The organism is Mesorhizobium sp. B263B2A, assembly GCF_020165775.1.
Classification (GTDB): Bacteria; Pseudomonadota; Alphaproteobacteria; order Rhizobiales; family Rhizobiaceae; genus Mesorhizobium; species Mesorhizobium opportunistum.
Genome location: NZ_JAIUIU010000005.1, coordinates 116,293 through 131,548 on the forward strand (window position 1 = coordinate 116,293; position 15,256 = coordinate 131,548).

At 62.9% G+C, this 15,256-nt stretch carries 11 protein-coding genes; 4 read left to right on the forward strand and 7 right to left on the reverse strand.

Features of this window, described 5'->3' with window-relative positions; translation table 11 throughout:
- Positions 1 to 86 precede the first annotated feature (86 nt).
- On the forward strand, positions 87 to 1,133 hold the full coding sequence (gene mgrA, locus LB568_RS11455) for an L-glyceraldehyde 3-phosphate reductase (protein ID WP_224730174.1): 1,047 nt from the start codon (positions 87 to 89) through the stop codon (positions 1,131 to 1,133).
- A 69-nt stretch (positions 1,134 to 1,202) separates the two neighbouring features.
- On the opposite strand, the gene LB568_RS11460 is transcribed toward mgrA, so the two are convergent.
- Entirely contained in the window at positions 1,203 to 2,300 is a 1,098-nt protein-coding gene (locus LB568_RS11460) for a S1 family serine peptidase (RefSeq protein ID WP_224730175.1), read from the reverse strand.
- 400 nt (positions 2,301 to 2,700) lie between these two features.
- Between LB568_RS11460 and LB568_RS11465 the strand changes: the two genes are divergently transcribed.
- Together LB568_RS11465 and LB568_RS11470 are read left to right on the forward strand one after the other, a co-directional pair.
- Positions 2,701 to 3,789, forward strand: coding sequence for a trypsin-like serine peptidase (locus LB568_RS11465; protein ID WP_224730176.1), 1,089 nt, complete (start codon positions 2,701 to 2,703; stop codon positions 3,787 to 3,789).
- A gap of 146 nt (positions 3,790 to 3,935) precedes the next feature.
- Complete coding sequence (locus tag LB568_RS11470; protein ID WP_224730177.1) at positions 3,936 to 5,768, forward strand: MORN repeat-containing protein; 1,833 nt, start codon at positions 3,936 to 3,938, stop codon at positions 5,766 to 5,768.
- Between the two features lie 59 nt (positions 5,769 to 5,827).
- On the opposite strand, the gene amrB is transcribed toward LB568_RS11470, so the two are convergent.
- From amrB to LB568_RS11495, 5 genes are all read right to left on the reverse strand, one after another.
- A complete protein-coding gene (gene amrB / locus LB568_RS11475) occupies positions 5,828 to 7,507 on the reverse strand; it encodes an AmmeMemoRadiSam system protein B (protein ID WP_224730178.1) in 1,680 nt (559 codons plus the stop codon).
- Positions 7,504 to 10,530 carry a caspase family protein gene (locus LB568_RS11480; RefSeq protein ID WP_224730179.1) on the reverse strand — a complete coding sequence of 1,009 codons (3,027 nt, stop codon included), beginning with the start codon at positions 10,528 to 10,530 and terminating at the stop codon, positions 7,504 to 7,506. Before LB568_RS11480 ends, amrB begins: the two co-directional genes overlap by 4 nt.
- The gene (locus tag LB568_RS11485) at positions 10,527 to 11,234 is read right to left on the reverse strand and encodes a hypothetical protein (RefSeq protein ID WP_013892959.1); all 708 of its coding nucleotides are present in this window, start codon (positions 11,232 to 11,234) and stop codon (positions 10,527 to 10,529) included. The genes LB568_RS11480 and LB568_RS11485 overlap by 4 nt, the downstream gene beginning before the upstream one ends.
- On the reverse strand, positions 11,231 to 11,551 hold the full coding sequence (locus tag LB568_RS11490) for a hypothetical protein (protein WP_013892960.1): 321 nt from the start codon (positions 11,549 to 11,551) through the stop codon (positions 11,231 to 11,233). The genes LB568_RS11485 and LB568_RS11490 overlap by 4 nt, the downstream gene beginning before the upstream one ends.
- 180 nt (positions 11,552 to 11,731) lie before the next feature.
- Positions 11,732 to 13,933 carry a caspase family protein gene (locus tag LB568_RS11495; RefSeq protein WP_224730180.1) on the reverse strand — a complete coding sequence of 734 codons (2,202 nt, stop codon included), beginning with the start codon at positions 13,931 to 13,933 and terminating at the stop codon, positions 11,732 to 11,734.
- 255 nt (positions 13,934 to 14,188) lie between these two features.
- Between LB568_RS11495 and LB568_RS11500 the strand changes: the two genes are divergently transcribed.
- Positions 14,189 to 14,593, forward strand: coding sequence for a Fur family transcriptional regulator (locus LB568_RS11500; protein WP_224687424.1), 405 nt, complete (start codon positions 14,189 to 14,191; stop codon positions 14,591 to 14,593).
- 39 nt (positions 14,594 to 14,632) lie between these two features.
- Here LB568_RS11500 and LB568_RS11505 read toward each other — a convergent pair whose 3' ends face one another.
- Positions 14,633 to 15,253 (reverse strand): LysE family translocator, encoded by a 621-nt coding sequence (locus LB568_RS11505; RefSeq protein ID WP_140571268.1) that lies wholly within the window; start codon positions 15,251 to 15,253, stop codon positions 14,633 to 14,635.
- Positions 15,254 to 15,256: the final 3 nt, after the last annotated feature.

Here is a 15,256-nt window from a genome sequence, read left to right on the forward strand (position 1 = left end):
CGGGGAGAGCGTAAGGAGGGGGCGCGGGCACTGTTATCAGGCGACGATGACCGTGCTCCCTCCGTTCAAATTCGAGGATTCCTGTCATGCGCTACATTCCTGCCGAAAACCGCTATGAGATAATGATCTACAACCGTTGCGGACGGTCCGGCCTCAAACTGCCGGCGATCTCACTCGGGCTGTGGCACAATTTCGGCAATGACACGCCGCACAGGACCAAGCAGGCGATCGCCCGCAAGGCTTTCGATCTCGGCATCACCCATTTCGACCTCGCCAACAATTATGGCCCGCCGCCCGGCTCGGCCGAGACCGCTTTCGGCGAAATCCTGCGCACCGATTTCGCCGGATACCGCGACGAGCTGATCATCTCGACCAAGGCCGGTTATGAAATGTGGGCTGGTCCCTACGGCGAATGGGGCGGGCGCAAATACATGCTGGCCAGCCTCGACCAGAGCCTGAAGCGGATGGGGCTCGAGTATGTCGACATCTTCTACTCGCACCGCTTCGACCCCGACACGCCGCTGGAAGAAACCATGGGTGCACTCGACCATGCGGTGCGTTCGGGCAAGGCACTCTATGCCGGCATCTCGTCCTACAACTCGCAGCGCACCCGCGAAGCCGCCGACATATTGCGGCAGCTCGGCACGCCATGCATCATCCACCAGCCGAGCTATTCGATGCTCAATCGCTGGGTCGAGGATGACGGTCTCCTCGACACGCTCGATGGGCTCGGCGTCGGCTCCATCGTGTTCTCGCCGCTCGCGCAAGGCATGCTGACCGATAAATATCTTGGCGGCATTCCCGAGGGCAGCCGCGCTTCCCAGGGCAAGTCGCTGAAGACAGCCTTCATCAACGACCGCACCATCGCCAACATCAAGGCGCTCAACGCGATCGCCGGCAAACGCGGCCAGACGTTGGCGCAGATGGCGCTCGCCTGGGTGCTGCGCAGGGGCAAGGTGACGTCGGCGCTGATCGGCGCCAGCCGGCCGGAGCAAGTCGAGGACTGCGTCGGAGCGCTCAAGGTGCTCGACTTCAGCGATGCCGAATTGGCCGAGATCGATACTTACGCGCGTGAGTCCGATATCAATTTGTGGGCGGCCTCCGCCGAGCGCAAAGGTCCGCCGAGGAAGTAAGGCGCGCGCATCAAGCCGGCAAACAAAATGGCGGGAGCCTCTCCCGCCATTTTGCGCGCCATCGCCGGTTCAGGGTGCTTTCGGCTTCTGGGCCGTGCCTAGCCCCGCCTTGGGTTTTTCCGGCGCCGGAACCGAGGTCTTCATCTTGGCTTCGATCCAGCCGGTGTAGTTGGCCAGCCGCGTGTAGATGCCGTAGGCATCCTTATGGCCGCAGGCTGCACTTCCGTCCGCCGGGCCTTCACCCCAGCTGACGACGCCAACCTGGACCGGGCCGTCGGCGCCGACCATGAACAGCGGGCCGCCGCTGTCGCCATTGCAGGCGTCACGCACGCCGCTGGTCGTGCCGGCGCAGATCATGTTGCCGGTCAGTGGATCCGTCATATCGGCGGCGATCGCGTTCGCGGCGGCGTCGATGCCCTTTTCCGAATAGCGCATGCGATGGGACAGATCGCCAAGTGCAGCCTTCAGGTCATGCGCATAGATGGCCTTGATGCCGGTGTTGCAGGCGCTGTTGGGTTGCAAGTCGAGGTCGGCGACCATCAGCGTGGTCGGAAATGTCCCGTCCTGCATCTTGCCCCAGCCGGTGACCGTGGTCTTGCCGGCCTCGGGGGTCGCATCATGGGTGACCTTGATGGCCGGCGCATCGGCCGGCTCGGCAAGCCGGAGCAGGCCGAGGTCGTTGTCGAGCGTCTGCTCGCTGTAGCCCTCGTTGACGATGACTTCAGCCACCTTGTGGCGCGTGCCTTCGCTGAGCTCGGTGGCGCCGGTCAGCACGGTGACGGAGTCTGGCGAGATCGGCTGGCCGTTGTCGTTGAGACAGTGTGCCGCCGTCAGCACCCATTGCGGCGCGATCAGGCTGCCGCCGCAGAATTGTGCGTTGGCCTGAGAGGCCGGGTTCTCGTCCAGCCTCTCGGTGGTGAGCAACGCGACCTGGAATGGATAGGCACCCTTCTCGGCCTGGTTGCCGCCATAGACCCGGTCGGCGCCGTCCGGATTCTCCGCCGCGGCCTTTGCCCTGGCATCGGTCACGCGCTTCATCGGCGAGACAGCCGCTTCGGGTCTTGCGTTGCCTTCACCCGCCTGGCCGGTGTTGATGAATGTGACGGCAGCGGCGACGCCAAGCAGCGAAGCGGCAACGATCGACCCGAACCGATTTGTGATGTTCACCTGAACCCCTCCTAAGACAATTTCCCGCGCGGACCGGCGCCGGGCATTGTGCAAGGAGGCGGTGCCGGTTCGGACATCCGATCACTTGCCGCATTCAATCGGCGCGCGATCGGTCACAAAACCGAATCCCACTTTTGCTAACCGTGCCCGCGAGCAGAACCCGCACAAAATCCTATAGCCCCCCACGGGCTACGTGGAAGCGATTTATCATTGCCAATCTAGGATTATTTTAGGCAGTATATCGGATAGGGTCATTTTGGCGGGGGCTTTAGATTGACCATGGCAAATAACGATCCGGCCTGCACGCCGATTGGCTTGCTGATTTTTCGACGCCACCACGATCTCGACAATATTTCTGTATTTTGATCCAGTCCTTGCTGACTTTTGGGAGAGTCTCACCATGACAAAACTGACAAACGCTATGATTGCGTCCGCATTGCTTTCCACTGCAATGTGGGCGGTCCCCGCTTTCGCCGCCGACCCCGGCTCAGCCAGTGCCGGCAACGGCGAAAGCATGCGGGACGTGACTTCGGGCGACTTCAAGCCTGGGCGGGCAAAGCCGATCGCACCGCCCAAGCTGACCGACGAAGACAGCCGCGCCGCGCCGCTCGCCGACGAGGCAACGGCTGTCAAATCCTATGGCATCGTCGGGCGTTCCGCCGATGGCAAGGAGATCAAGATAGAGCCAAGCGAGGCGCTGCGGGAGCTTATCATCAAGCAACTGAACGCGCCGGCGGATGGCGCGGACGGGGCCCAGCGCGAGACCGATGATCCGGACCTTGGCGAAGGCGAAGCCGGGCGACAGGTTTTCGGCCCCGACGATCGGGTGCAGGTCAAGAACACCAAGACCTATCCGTTCTCGGCGATCGGCTATCTCGAAGCCAAGTCGAAGACCGGCTTCGGCAGCTGCTCGGCAACGCTGATCGGTCCGCGCACCGTTCTCACCGCGGCGCACTGCCTCTACAGCCATGAGGACAAGGACTGGTTGGCGGACTATCTGTTCGTGCCGGGCCTCAACGGCAGCACGGCAGACGACGCGCCGTTCGGCGCCTTCGCTTATGAAAGCGCCTATGTGCTGCAGGGCTTCATCGACAATTACCAGGGCTATTATGGTTCGGTCATCCCGTGGGATCTCGGCATCGTCACGCTGAAGCAGGATGTCGGCACCAATTTGGGCTGGCTGGGCTATGCCAATTATGACGATCTCGGCGACTTCACCGCCAACCTCGTCGGCTATCCCGGCGACAAGCCGATGGGCACGATGTGGAAGGCAAGCTGCGAAGTGCATGCCGAAAACATCGGTCCGGAATATTTCCAGTATGACTGCGATACGTTCCCGGGGTCGAGCGGCAGCTCGGTCTATGCCTATGACAACAACTCCAAGCAGCGCATCATCACCGGCGTCAACGTGGCCGAAAGCCCCGACGCGAACACCGCCGTGCGTCTGAACGCCGCCAACATCCAGTGGATCAACAGCCTGTATAAATAATCGCTGCACATTCACGACACGGGAAAAGGCGGCGGGTTGATCTCGCCGCCTTTTTCCTGGGTTGATGCGGCTTCGCTTGCACGGGGCCGGGTCGCCGACTACGCTTCGATCGGACAAGGGGTTGGGGCGTCCAGGGGGCTCAAGGGATGGCGCGGGCAAGGGCAGTGTTCGGGGTCGCGGCCGCATCGATGCTGGGCGCGCTGATGCTTTCACCGGCTTTCGCCGATCCGGCTGCCGCGCCTGCCGGCGGCGCCTGGGCGGAGCGGGTACAGATCCTCTATCAGGCCGACACCCGTTCCGTGTTGCGCAGGGCAGTGCGCGTTTGGGATTTCCATCCGGAGAAGAACCTCGATTTCGTCTGGGAACCGGCTGCAGGCCAATCGCCGGATCGGACGATCGCCGAGGACGGCACCGTCAATGGCAAGGGCAGGCTGGTTTGGCGGGTGCGAGGCTCGGCGAGCTACGATCCCAAGACCATCTATTCCAGCTATCTCGGTGATGTCAGGAACGGCCGGCCCGACGGGCAAGGCCGGCTCGAACTGCGATCGGGCGAGGTTTTCGAAGGGCATTGGCTCGCCGGGAAGCTCAACGGCAAGGGCATGCATATCGACGCCGACGGCAACCGCTACGAGGGCCGGTTCGTCGACGGCATTGCGAATGGCGAGGGCCAATTGTCGTCAACGACCGGGGAGATTTTTGCCGGTTCATTTGTCGACGGACTGAAAAACGGCAGGGGCCGGACCCGACTCGCCGGTGGCACGATCTACGCGTCGCAATGGGTGATGGGCAAGGAGGTCGGCGGGTCGCGCCCCGACGTTCTGGCCGACGCCAGGGTGGGCGGCCTCATCAAGGCGCAGGCCGGTGGGGGTGACGCCGACAAGGTCGAGATCGGCGTCGTGGTCGATCAGCGCATGACCCAGCAGTCCGACATGCAGTACCAGCACTTGGTACGCGACGAGGACATTGCGATCTATCCGCAGGCAGATGAGGACAATGACAGCTGGAACGGCAGCGGGCAGATCACGACCAGCAATGTCTTTGGCAGCAAGGACTGGGACGATGCGCCGGCTTTCGCCGAGGTCGACCTCAAGACGACAGGCAAATCCAAAGTCAAGCTCGACAGCTTGGAAATGAAGGTTGCTTCGAGCGATGCCTACCGCAAGCCGATGCTGTCGATATCGGAGCATTTCGGCTGCGTCGGCTTCCGGCCGGATTTCTCGATTATCAACAACGGCTGGGGCGATGCCAAGGACATGAAGATGTCAATCCAGTTCACAGCGGTGAACGAGGATGGCGACCCAACCGGCCAGCCAAGCCGCATGTTCACCAAGGACATCGGCGGTTTCGGCGAAGGTGTCGACGTGTCGGTCAAGAGTGTGCTCGCCGAGGCTGGCGTCGATACGGCGAGCCTCGAGACCGGACGCTTTCCCTGTCCTTCGGTCGACAGTCTCAATGTCTGCCGCAGCCAACTGACCAACAAGATCAAGTTCGGCGAGGTCGCCGACTATCTCGGCAACATGCAACAGGCGATGACGCTGAATGCTATCGGCAAGTTCGATTATTCCTGGGCGGATGACGAAGGTCACGTCCACCAGCAGAGCGAGCCGTTCCGCACCTCCGTGACCATGGCGGTTTTCGAGACCCCGGAATCGATGGCCGAATGTGGCGATGGCGGCGGCGGCACGCCGGAGGCGATGCGCTACCAGAACATCGAGTTTCCGATTGGCAAGCATGACTACACGATCGCCATGCCGGTGCGTGGCAACAAGAGCATCAGCGCTTACACGGCGCGGCTGAAGATGTGGTCGTCGATGTCGTCGATCCACAGCTTCAGCATCGCGGCGCATTTCGCCGATGGCAGCGTGCGCGAGAGCAAGCCGGTGACCTTCTTCTATTTCAAGCCGAAGCGGTCGCTGTTCGAGACCAAGACCGAGCCGGCGGCGTGCTATCTGCCGCGCGATATGGTCGGCTGCGGCTAAGGTATGTCGATATTCAGCCGGCCTGACCCGAATCTCAACATAGCCTGATCGGGCAGGTGCTATTTCCTGCCCATCTCGAAATAATTCGGCAGCGGAATGAGCCTGGTGAAGATCGTGCCCTGGGCGAAGACGCGCAGTTCCAGCATCGATCCCGATGAGCGTTCGGCGCTCTGGTCGAACAGGAAATTGCCGAGCGAATAAACCTCCGCGACATCGCCGCCGGCCAGCGGCACGATCGCCTCGCTCGACACATGCGGATGGCCGCCGACGATGGCCGACAGGCCGCGCAGGCGCATCTCGTCGGCCAGCATGTCTTCGCGCGGCGACGGCTCGGTCTTGTACTCACGGCCCCAGTGGACGAAGGCGACCACCGGCCGCTGCGCATTCTCATGCAGCAGCCGGTCGAGCAGGGCAGGGGTGAGCAGGTCGGTGTCCTTCGAGCCGTTGGTGTCGATGTCGGTCAGGCCGACAAGATCGAGATCGGCGAGCGCCAGCGTTTCGCCCTGGCCGACATGAGGGATGCCGGCTTCGTCCAGGGCGCGCAGCGTCTCGGCATAGCCTGACGGGCCGAGATCGTAGGCATGGTTGTTGGCGAGGCTGACACCGGCGACATTGAGCCGCTTCAGCATGTCGACGGCGAGGCCCTCCGGCATCGCCAGCGTCATGTCGTCGATCGCTTCCGGCACGTTGGGCAGGATGACGCCTTCGAGATTGACAATCAGCGGCCGCGATCCAGTCAGCGAAAGGATGCTGTCGACTATTCGAGCGGCGATGCCGTCGCGGACCAAAATCTTCTTCATGGCGCGGCCGAAATTCACGTCGCCGGCGAGATAGTAGATCTTGTCCTTTGGCCGTGCCGGATTGTTGAAGCCGGGGCCGAACGCGCCGAACAGCGCCACCACGTAGCTGGTGGTCCGCTCGACATAATCCGGCGTGTGCTCCTGCGAATTCTCGTTGGCGATAACCAGCGGCTGGGCGCCGAACAATTCGCGCTGCAGCCTGGTCTGGATGTAGAGCGCACCGACGGAATCGGCGTGATCGGGTTGGCGTAGCGCCGCTATGCCGTCGAGCGAGCCGGCGGCCAGCATGTTCAGGGACTGCTGATCGAAACGCCTGGAATCGTGCTGCGGCAGGTAATGCGAAAAGTCGGTGGATTCGACGATCAGCGTGTCCTGGTCGACGATGGCTTTGAGCGCCTCCGCCAGCCGGTCCCAATCGCCACGCTTCGCCTTCACCGACATCGCTATCGGAACGATGCTCGCCTCGGGGAAATAATGGTGCAGGAAAGGCAGCATAGCCCGCACGCCATGTTCCTTGTCGAACAGGCAGGATTCCTCGACCATGTCGCTGTTTGCCTCCAGCCGGCGCACCGCGTCAGCGTCGGCTGCAACCGAGCCAAGCACGGTGTCGAAGCCGCGCACGGAGGTGGCGTAGAGCTTGTGCGTCTTGTGGAAGTGGTCCGGCGACAGGATGACGATGCGTTTGTAGCGGAAGCCGGAGGCTGCCCTGAAACCGAGCGCCACCAGATCGGCGGCGAGCAGATGATGCGGCACCGTGATGCCGGTCAGCCGCTGGTTGGATGGCTGGACATTGGCGACGTTGGCGATGGCATTTTTGAACAAAGTGGCGTCGTCGTAGAAGGGCGGAAACTTTTCGGTGCCGGGCGGGCAGACGACTGGGGCGGCGAAGGTGGGGAGGGGGAGCAGGGTTAGGAGCACGATTAGGAAGATCGGCCTCATGGCTCCACCAACACGATGTTCTCCACGCCGCCGACATAGTAGAACGGCTTCTGCTTCGACGCGGTCAGCCGCACCACCTCGCGCGAAATGAAATCGGCGAGGCCGAACAGCGTGACGCCACCGTCCGATGTCCTCGCCTTGCCGCGCAGGCCTTCGAGGATCGAATAGGTGAAGACGCCATGGCCGAGTTCGGGCAGTTCGGCGGCGGTGTTGTTGGCGGCGGTGGCTGAGAAAACGACGATGCGCGCATCCTGCGCGTCCTTTTCCAGGCGCGGGTTGAAGGCGTTGGCGGCGTGGCAGGTGTCGAGCAGCATGAAGCGCATGCCCTTGGCCCGTTCGACCGATTTCTGGATGTCGGACCAGTCGACAAGCGAGGAGCGCTTCCAGCGCTCGGCATCCTGTTTGCGGCCGTCGGTCGGGATGAAATAGTAGTCCTCGTCGATGTTGATGCCGTGGCCGGCAACGAAGATGATGGTGGTGTCGTGCTCGCCAGGCCGGTCGAGGAAATCGGCGAGCTGGTCGTCGATCGTGTCCGAATCGGGCTCCATGATGTTGTCGGCGCTGGCGACCGCGTAGGCCTGCTTGGCATTGTCGGGGGCTTCGTCGAGCGCTTCGCGGTTGATCAAAACCAGCGTCTCCATGGACGAGAACAGCGGCGCCGATTTCTGCGCAATGACCTTGAGGAATTCGGTGGCGTCATCGACGGGGTAGCGCAGGTCGCAGGCGTGGCCGGAGCAGGCGTCGGTCAGGAACGGATATTTGTCGACGCCGATCACCGCGACATAGAGCTTGCCCTTGGGCTCGGTCTTCTCGGTTTTCCTCGCCAGCGCGGTGACGCTGCGCTCGGTCAGATAGCCATATTCGTTAGTGCCGGTGATGCGGATTGTGTTTTTTCCGTCCTCGACCGGTACCTCGACGATGGTGCTGTTGCCGTCCACCGAGCGTGCGGTGAGGTCCCCGACATTGCGGCTGTTCGACAGGATCGAGAAGCCGGCGACATCGGTTCCGGCTTCCCTGGTGCCGGTGATCTCGACAGCGACATAACCGTCGCGGACCTTGCTCTGGTCTTCGGCGAGGCGGACGCCGAATTCCGGCGGCTTGCGCTGCAAAAGCTTTTGCAGCTCGTTATCGACGCCCGGCCGCATCTCCTCGACCGCCTGTCTGGCGCTGCGCAGGATGATGGCGCGGCGCACCATTTCGGGGCTCCAGAGGTATTTCTTCAACTGGCCGGCGCGGATGAAACGGCCTTCGTGGTCGCGGCCCTGGTTGACCTGCCAGCCGATCAGCTTGTCGCCCTCGTCAGAGGAATAGTAATAGCCTTGCGGCATCCAGGCGATCCATTGCGAGCCGGCAAAGAACATCGACACGATCAGTTCGTGGGTCTTCAGGTTCCACAGCCTGAGCGTCTGGTCGGCGCTGCCGGTGACCAGCAGGCCGCCCTTCTCCGAAGCGACCATGGCGTTGATTTCGCCGGTGTGGCCGGTGAATTCGCCGGAGACCCTGGCGGTCGCGGCCTTGTATTCCAGCAGCGTGCCGTCATTGCCGCCGGTGATCAGGCCAAGCCCGTCATCGATCAGGGTAAAGGCGGAATGGACAAAGCCGTCGGTTGCATCGTTTTCGATCGAGCGCACAGCCTTGCCGTCATGGACGATCTCCAGCACCGCATTTTCCAGCGCGTCCTTGCCACCCGTGGCGGCACGTAGCGACCAGTGTTCGTCGGCCAGCACGGCGCGGGCAAACGAGCCCGGTTCCGTCAGCGGCTGCGGGCCATCGAAAAACCGTTCGGTTGTGGGCAATATCAGCGTGTTGCTCAACGTGCCCTGCTTTTCCGGGCAGGCCACGCGATCGGGGCAGGGGTTGGCGTTGCCCCAGGCGATGACGCCGTTCGCCGCATCAATGCCGACTGATGTCACTGGCTCGCCCAAGCCCTGCAGCAATGCCTTGTGTTCGCCAGTGGCCGGATCCCAGACCTGGATGGCGTTGCGCGTGCCGCCGGCGGTCGCCACCAGCGAGCCATCTGCGTTGGCGGCGCTGGCATAGACGGTGCCGTCATGACCGGAGTAGTCGAGCAGCTTTTCACCGGTGTCGATGTTCCAGACGGTGGAACGATGCTTATCGGCGCAGCGATAGCCGCAGGAGGCAACCAGCCGCGAACCCTTGGCGAAGGTCAGCGAACCGATCAGGAAATCCTGCTTCGGAATTGTGCGCGCCAGCGTGCCGTCGGCCGCGCGCCAGAGCTGGACCTGTCCGTCCTTGCTGCCGGTGGCAAACAGGCTGCCGTCCGGCGAGGCGGCCAGCGCCTGGACGCTGACGTCCCTCAATTGTTCCGCCTCGGCCGGCAAGGCGATCTCCTCGCCCTTGGCGACATCCCAGAGCCGGATGCCATTGTCGGTGGTGGCCGCAGCCAGGCGGGTTCCCCCGGCGGCGAAGGCCAGCTTGTCGATGTGCCAGGAATCGGCGTCGAGCTTTTTGTCCAACGTCCAGCCGGTCGCGTCGTCGAGCCCCCAGAGATAGACCATGCCGTCGCCACCACCGGCAGCAAGGGTCTTGCCGTCGGGGGAGAAGGCGAGGTCATAGGTCGCGTAGTCGGCGGCCTTGAGCACGGCCTTCATCTTGCCGGTGGCAAAGTCGAACAGCCTGACGTCGCCATAGGGCGGCTTGTCGCCGAGGCCGACGCCGAAATAGCCGCCGGCGGCGATCGTCTTGCCATCCGGCGAAACCGCGACCGCGAAGATCTTGCCGTCGCTGCCATTGCCGAGATAACCGCGGATGGTGCGCAGCGTCACGCCGCTCTGCCAATCCCAGATGCGAATGGTCTTGTCGTCGGACGCAGAGACGATGTCTTCGCCGTCGGGCGTGAAGGCAAGATCGGTGACTTGGGCGCTGTGCCCGCCAGTGTCGAGGTCGAGGTGGAAATCGGGGACGTCCTCGGCGCGGGCGATCGAGGCGGAAACCAGGGCTCCAGCCACGGCCAGCCAGCGGCAGGCGCGCGTAAGGTTAGAACCCGCTTTTCCGATCGTCATTTGGCTTCGGCAGCGGGCTGCCCATTGCGGACATAGGCTTCGATGGCCGTGGCGAAAGTCGGTGAACCCGCCTTGCGCTGCTTGTCGACATAGCCGGCAAAGTAACTCCAGAACGAGACGGCATAGTCGTGGAAATAGGCATCGGTCACTTTGCGCGAACACAGGTCGCCGTCGACGCAGAAGGACAGGCGGTTGAGGAAATAGACGATGCGGTCGAAATTCTCGTTGAAATCGGCAAGCGGCATGTCACCCCCCGAAGCGCTCATCGCCTCGATGCCGATGCGCTGCCGGAACACCTGCTCCTCGGTCGGCGAGGGATTGGCACTGAGCAGATTGTCGTATTTGGCGTTGAGGGCAGCGAGACGATCCTTCAGCGCCCGCTGCGCCTGCTGGTAGTCTTTGGTCTCCCAGAGCTCGACCAGCGACATGGTCTGTTCGACGCGCTTCTGCTCCTGGTTGGCCAGGAACTGGTAGACCGAGAACGCCAAAGTGAAGATGATGGCAAAGCGCACCAGCATTCCCGACCAGGCGTAAACCAGCATGCGCCAGTCGCGGTCGGTGAACGGATTGCTCTCCTTCTTGATCTCATGGCTGCTCGGCCAGGGGAAACCTTCGGTGGTTTCAGGAAGCGTCTGCGTCGCCGCCGTCGCCTTGGTGGTCGCAACCACCTGTGTCTGCTTTGTCGTGCCCCCCGGCTTTTTCATTTGCAGTTGTCCAATTCGATGGTGGCGGAGGGATCGAGCACCACGCCCGGCGCTTCAAGCTGCTTTTTCAGGCATGCCAGCTGCGGGCGCGAAACCATGAACTGCACGTCCGGCTCCGCCGGCGCCTTGCTCGGCGAGGGCAACGCTTCGACCACGCCGCGCGAGGCGCAACTCGAGAGATCGACCACGACCGCGTCACTGCTGGTTTTGGCGAACTGGTCGTATTGATCGAGGAAGCAAGTTGCCAGTTCCGAATTGATGACCACCTGCTTGGCACAGAGGCCGCAAGTGTCCTGCGCCGAGGCATTGGCGATCATGAACAGGCCACCGGCAAGTCCGGCAACCGCTCCACGCCAGGAAAAAACACTGTTCCTCAAGACCGATCCTATCTGTTTCATCAGCCGCTCACCCTTTGGCTGCGGCCGGGAATGCTCTCATATCGCGCCAAGCGCGCAAGGGCCGGCGCAACAGGACCGCGCGGCCCTGGCGCCGGAGTTTCAGGCGCGCGGCACCGTCTCCATCGGAAAGATCATCACCGCGCCTTTCGGGCCGCTCTTGTCGGCAAGCCGCATCACGGAGCGGGTCGGCGGCGCCATGCCGATATCGGCGAGCATGTCGGAGAAGCTGGCGGCGCCAAGGCCGCGCGTCATCGACGCGACGCTGTCCTGCGCCAGGAAGCTCAGATCCTCCTTCTCGCTCTCCGGTGGCGCCTCGGTCAGCACCGCGATCATCCGCTCCATGCCGAAACTGGTGTCGGTGAAGGCCAGCAATCCTTCCTCCAGCGTGGCCTGCGGCGCGAGGCGCTCGGCAACGATGTGGGTGATCGAATAGTCGCTGCCGACGTAAAGCACGTTGATGTCGACCAGCTGGTCCGAGCTATTCCTGGCCAGCACATGCACCTCGTCGCCAGGCGAGACGCGGGGAACCACCGAAGCCTGCAACGGCTCGAGCCCGTCCTTGTCGCTGCGCTTGACCTGGAATTGGACGTCGACATCCTCGGGCTTGTAGTCGGAGGCCGCCGCCAGCCGCGAAAGCCCGGTGGCCCGGAAGATGGTGCGCAAATTCCTGGTCGTCGCATCGACCAGTTTCTGGCGATCGTCCGGGTGGATCACGATCAGCGGCGGCTTGCTGCCGTCCTTCAGGGTCACGTCGCCCGATGCCGGCAGGAACCACAGCGCCGGCTTGTCGGTCGCGTCCTTGGCGGCACCGGCAATGGCGTTCTCGCGCATCACTGCGAAACGCAGCTCGGCGCTCTTGCCCGGATCGACCAGCTCGATGTTGAAGCCGGTTTCCTTGGCCGTGGCCAACTCGTCGAGAACCGAATTGACGAGAGCGGTTTCCTTCTCAAGTCCCTTGGTCGCGGCAGGCCGCGCGACAGTGAGCCTGTAGTCGACGGCGATCTCCGCCACCCGCGCATAGGCGGTGGCTGGAATGTCGGCCAGCTTCAGCGCCGGCTTCTTGTCGAACTCGACTGGCTTGACGCGGCTTTCCAGGTTCTTTGCCGACTGCACTTCGAGATAGCCGACGGCATCCGACAGCGACGACAGCGCCGAGGGCAGGATGGCGAGCTTGCTGCCGGGGGTCAGGCGGTGCAGCAGGCCGGCGCCGATCGTCACCTCACCGTCCTTGACGACGACCGGCCATTGCATGACCGCGTCCGTCTTGTCGGTGCCGAAGACGCGCGCGTCGAGCTCGCCCTCGAACAGCGGCGTCGGCCGGGTGCGGCTGTCGGCCGAATATTGCTGCAGCACGGCCTGGCCAAGCTGGCGATAGGTGATGTTGGGGTTCTCGGCCAGTTTCGACAGGATGGTGAAGGTGAACAGGCCGAAGCGCGGTGCATCCACGGTGCCCTTGGGCAGCGGCATCTCCGGCGTCGTCTCCACCGTCTGTGCGGCGTAGAAGGCGACCAGCTTGCCCTTGGCGATCGGTTCGCCGCCGGTCGGCGTCAGGTTGAAGGCGGGCTTGCGCGCGCCACTTTCGTCGAGGCCGCGCGAGGCGCTTGCGACCGTGTCCTCATAGGTCTTGACGGCTGCCGCCCGGGCTGCCTCGTCGCCGCCGACCAGATCGGCGAATTCGACCTTGCGCTCCAGTTCGTCATCGACTTCGACGGCGCGTGTCGCAGTGCCGGAATGGCAGCAGTCGAAGACCGCCCAGACGAAGGCGCCCTTGTCGCGGATGGCGTCCAGCGCGTCGCCAATCTCATTGTCGACCAGCGCGTTGGGCACGCCGGCATCACGATTGATCCACTTGTCGATATCGACAGGCAGGAAGATCTCATCGAGCCCATCGGTCTCGTCGCCCTTGACTCTCGCAGGCTGCTGGGCGCCGTGACCGGACAGATGCAGATAGACGAAATCGTCGCTCTGCACTTTCTCGGCAAGATCGGCGAGCGCGGCCTTGATCGCCGCATGGGTTGGCAAGCCCTTGGCGGCGGGCACGTCCTTGGCGAGCAGCGTGACGTTTTCGGGCGCGAACCGCACCGGATCGGGCACGTTCTTGAGAAGATATTCGTGAACAAGGCCGGCATCGTTCTTCGGCCCGATCAGCCAGTTCCTCTGCGGCAGGGCAGGATATTCAGTGCATGCCACCAGCAGCGCATGATAGGTGCGCGATGCGGCGAGCGCCCGGAACGGCACCGTACCGGCGGCCATCAGCGCCGACGTGCCGACAAGCAGCGTCCGGCGTGTCAATTTGATCATATTGCTTCCCCAAGCCCGATCGAATTTCCCAAGCGAGGCCACCCTCACCGAGAATCTTGTCAGTATTTTGAATGTCGCTTCGCCATCGATCCCGCCATCCCCCCGCAATGCCCAAATGTGCCGGCAGGTCATCGATCGGGTAGGACAGCAACAGAAGAGTAGCAAAGACCGCGGTTCGTCGCTATCTGAATGGGACCAGGCTGTGTGTTCGAACAAGCAGCCTGCAAACGGCGCAGGATAAGTTGGAACGGAACCATGGCGGCAAGGGATGTGCTGACGAAAAACCAGCTGTGCGTGCTCGAGAAGCTCGAGACCGCCAGTGGGCCGCTCAGCGCCTATACCTTGCTCGACCAGCTGCGTGAGCGGGGCTTCCGCGCCCCGCTACAGGTCTACCGCGCGCTCGACACGCTGGTGAAATCCGGCTTCGTGCACCGGCTGGAAAGCATCAACTCCTTCGTCGCCTGCGCCGAACCGCACGACCACAGCCATTCGATGACCGCCTTCGCCATCTGCGACACATGCGGGCAGGTGACCGAAATGTCCGATCACGACGTCGATCACCGGTTGAACGAATGGGTCAACTCGACCGGCTTCGCCGCCAAGAAGGCGGTGATCGAATTTCGTGGGACGTGCGCCAAGTGCCGGGCTGAAGCGGCTTAGAAGGCCGTTCGAGGGCAACTCGCCCCGTAGGGCTTCAACTCAACGCGCCGTCGACCAGGCGAACCACGAGGCAACCAGCGCCAGCAAGCCCGAAAGCGATCGTCGGGCGATGCGTTCCCGATGCGGATCATTCAGAAATGGTTCCAGTGTTCCCGCCAGCACGACGATAGTTCCATGCACGAGGGTCGCTACGACCACGTAGGTTCCAGTCAGCAGGAAGGTCTGCGCAAATATCGGCCGTTCAAGCTCAATGAATGTCGGCAGAACGGCCACGTAGAAGATCGCCGCCTTCGGGTTGAGGAGGTTGGTGACAAGACCTCGCGTAAAATATTTGCTACCTGAATCTTCTTGAGCCGAAAGCGCGCCTGTCTCGGTGGTCCATCCGTCCCAAGCCAGATAGAGCATGAACAGCACCCCCGCCCAGCGAAGACCCTCATAGAGCAGGGAAGACGCCTGGATCAGTTCGGCGACGCCTAGGGCGGCGATGCCGCCGATAATGGCGAGGCCGGTTGCGATGCCGGCCACCGTGGCGAAGCCGGCCCTGCGACCGTCGCTGGCCGAAACCAGCGCCAGATAGGTCATGTTTGGCCCGGGTGTCAGTTCGATTAGGAAGGACGCCAATACGAACGAGAGAAATGTCGAAGTCGACAGGGGCAGCATGTC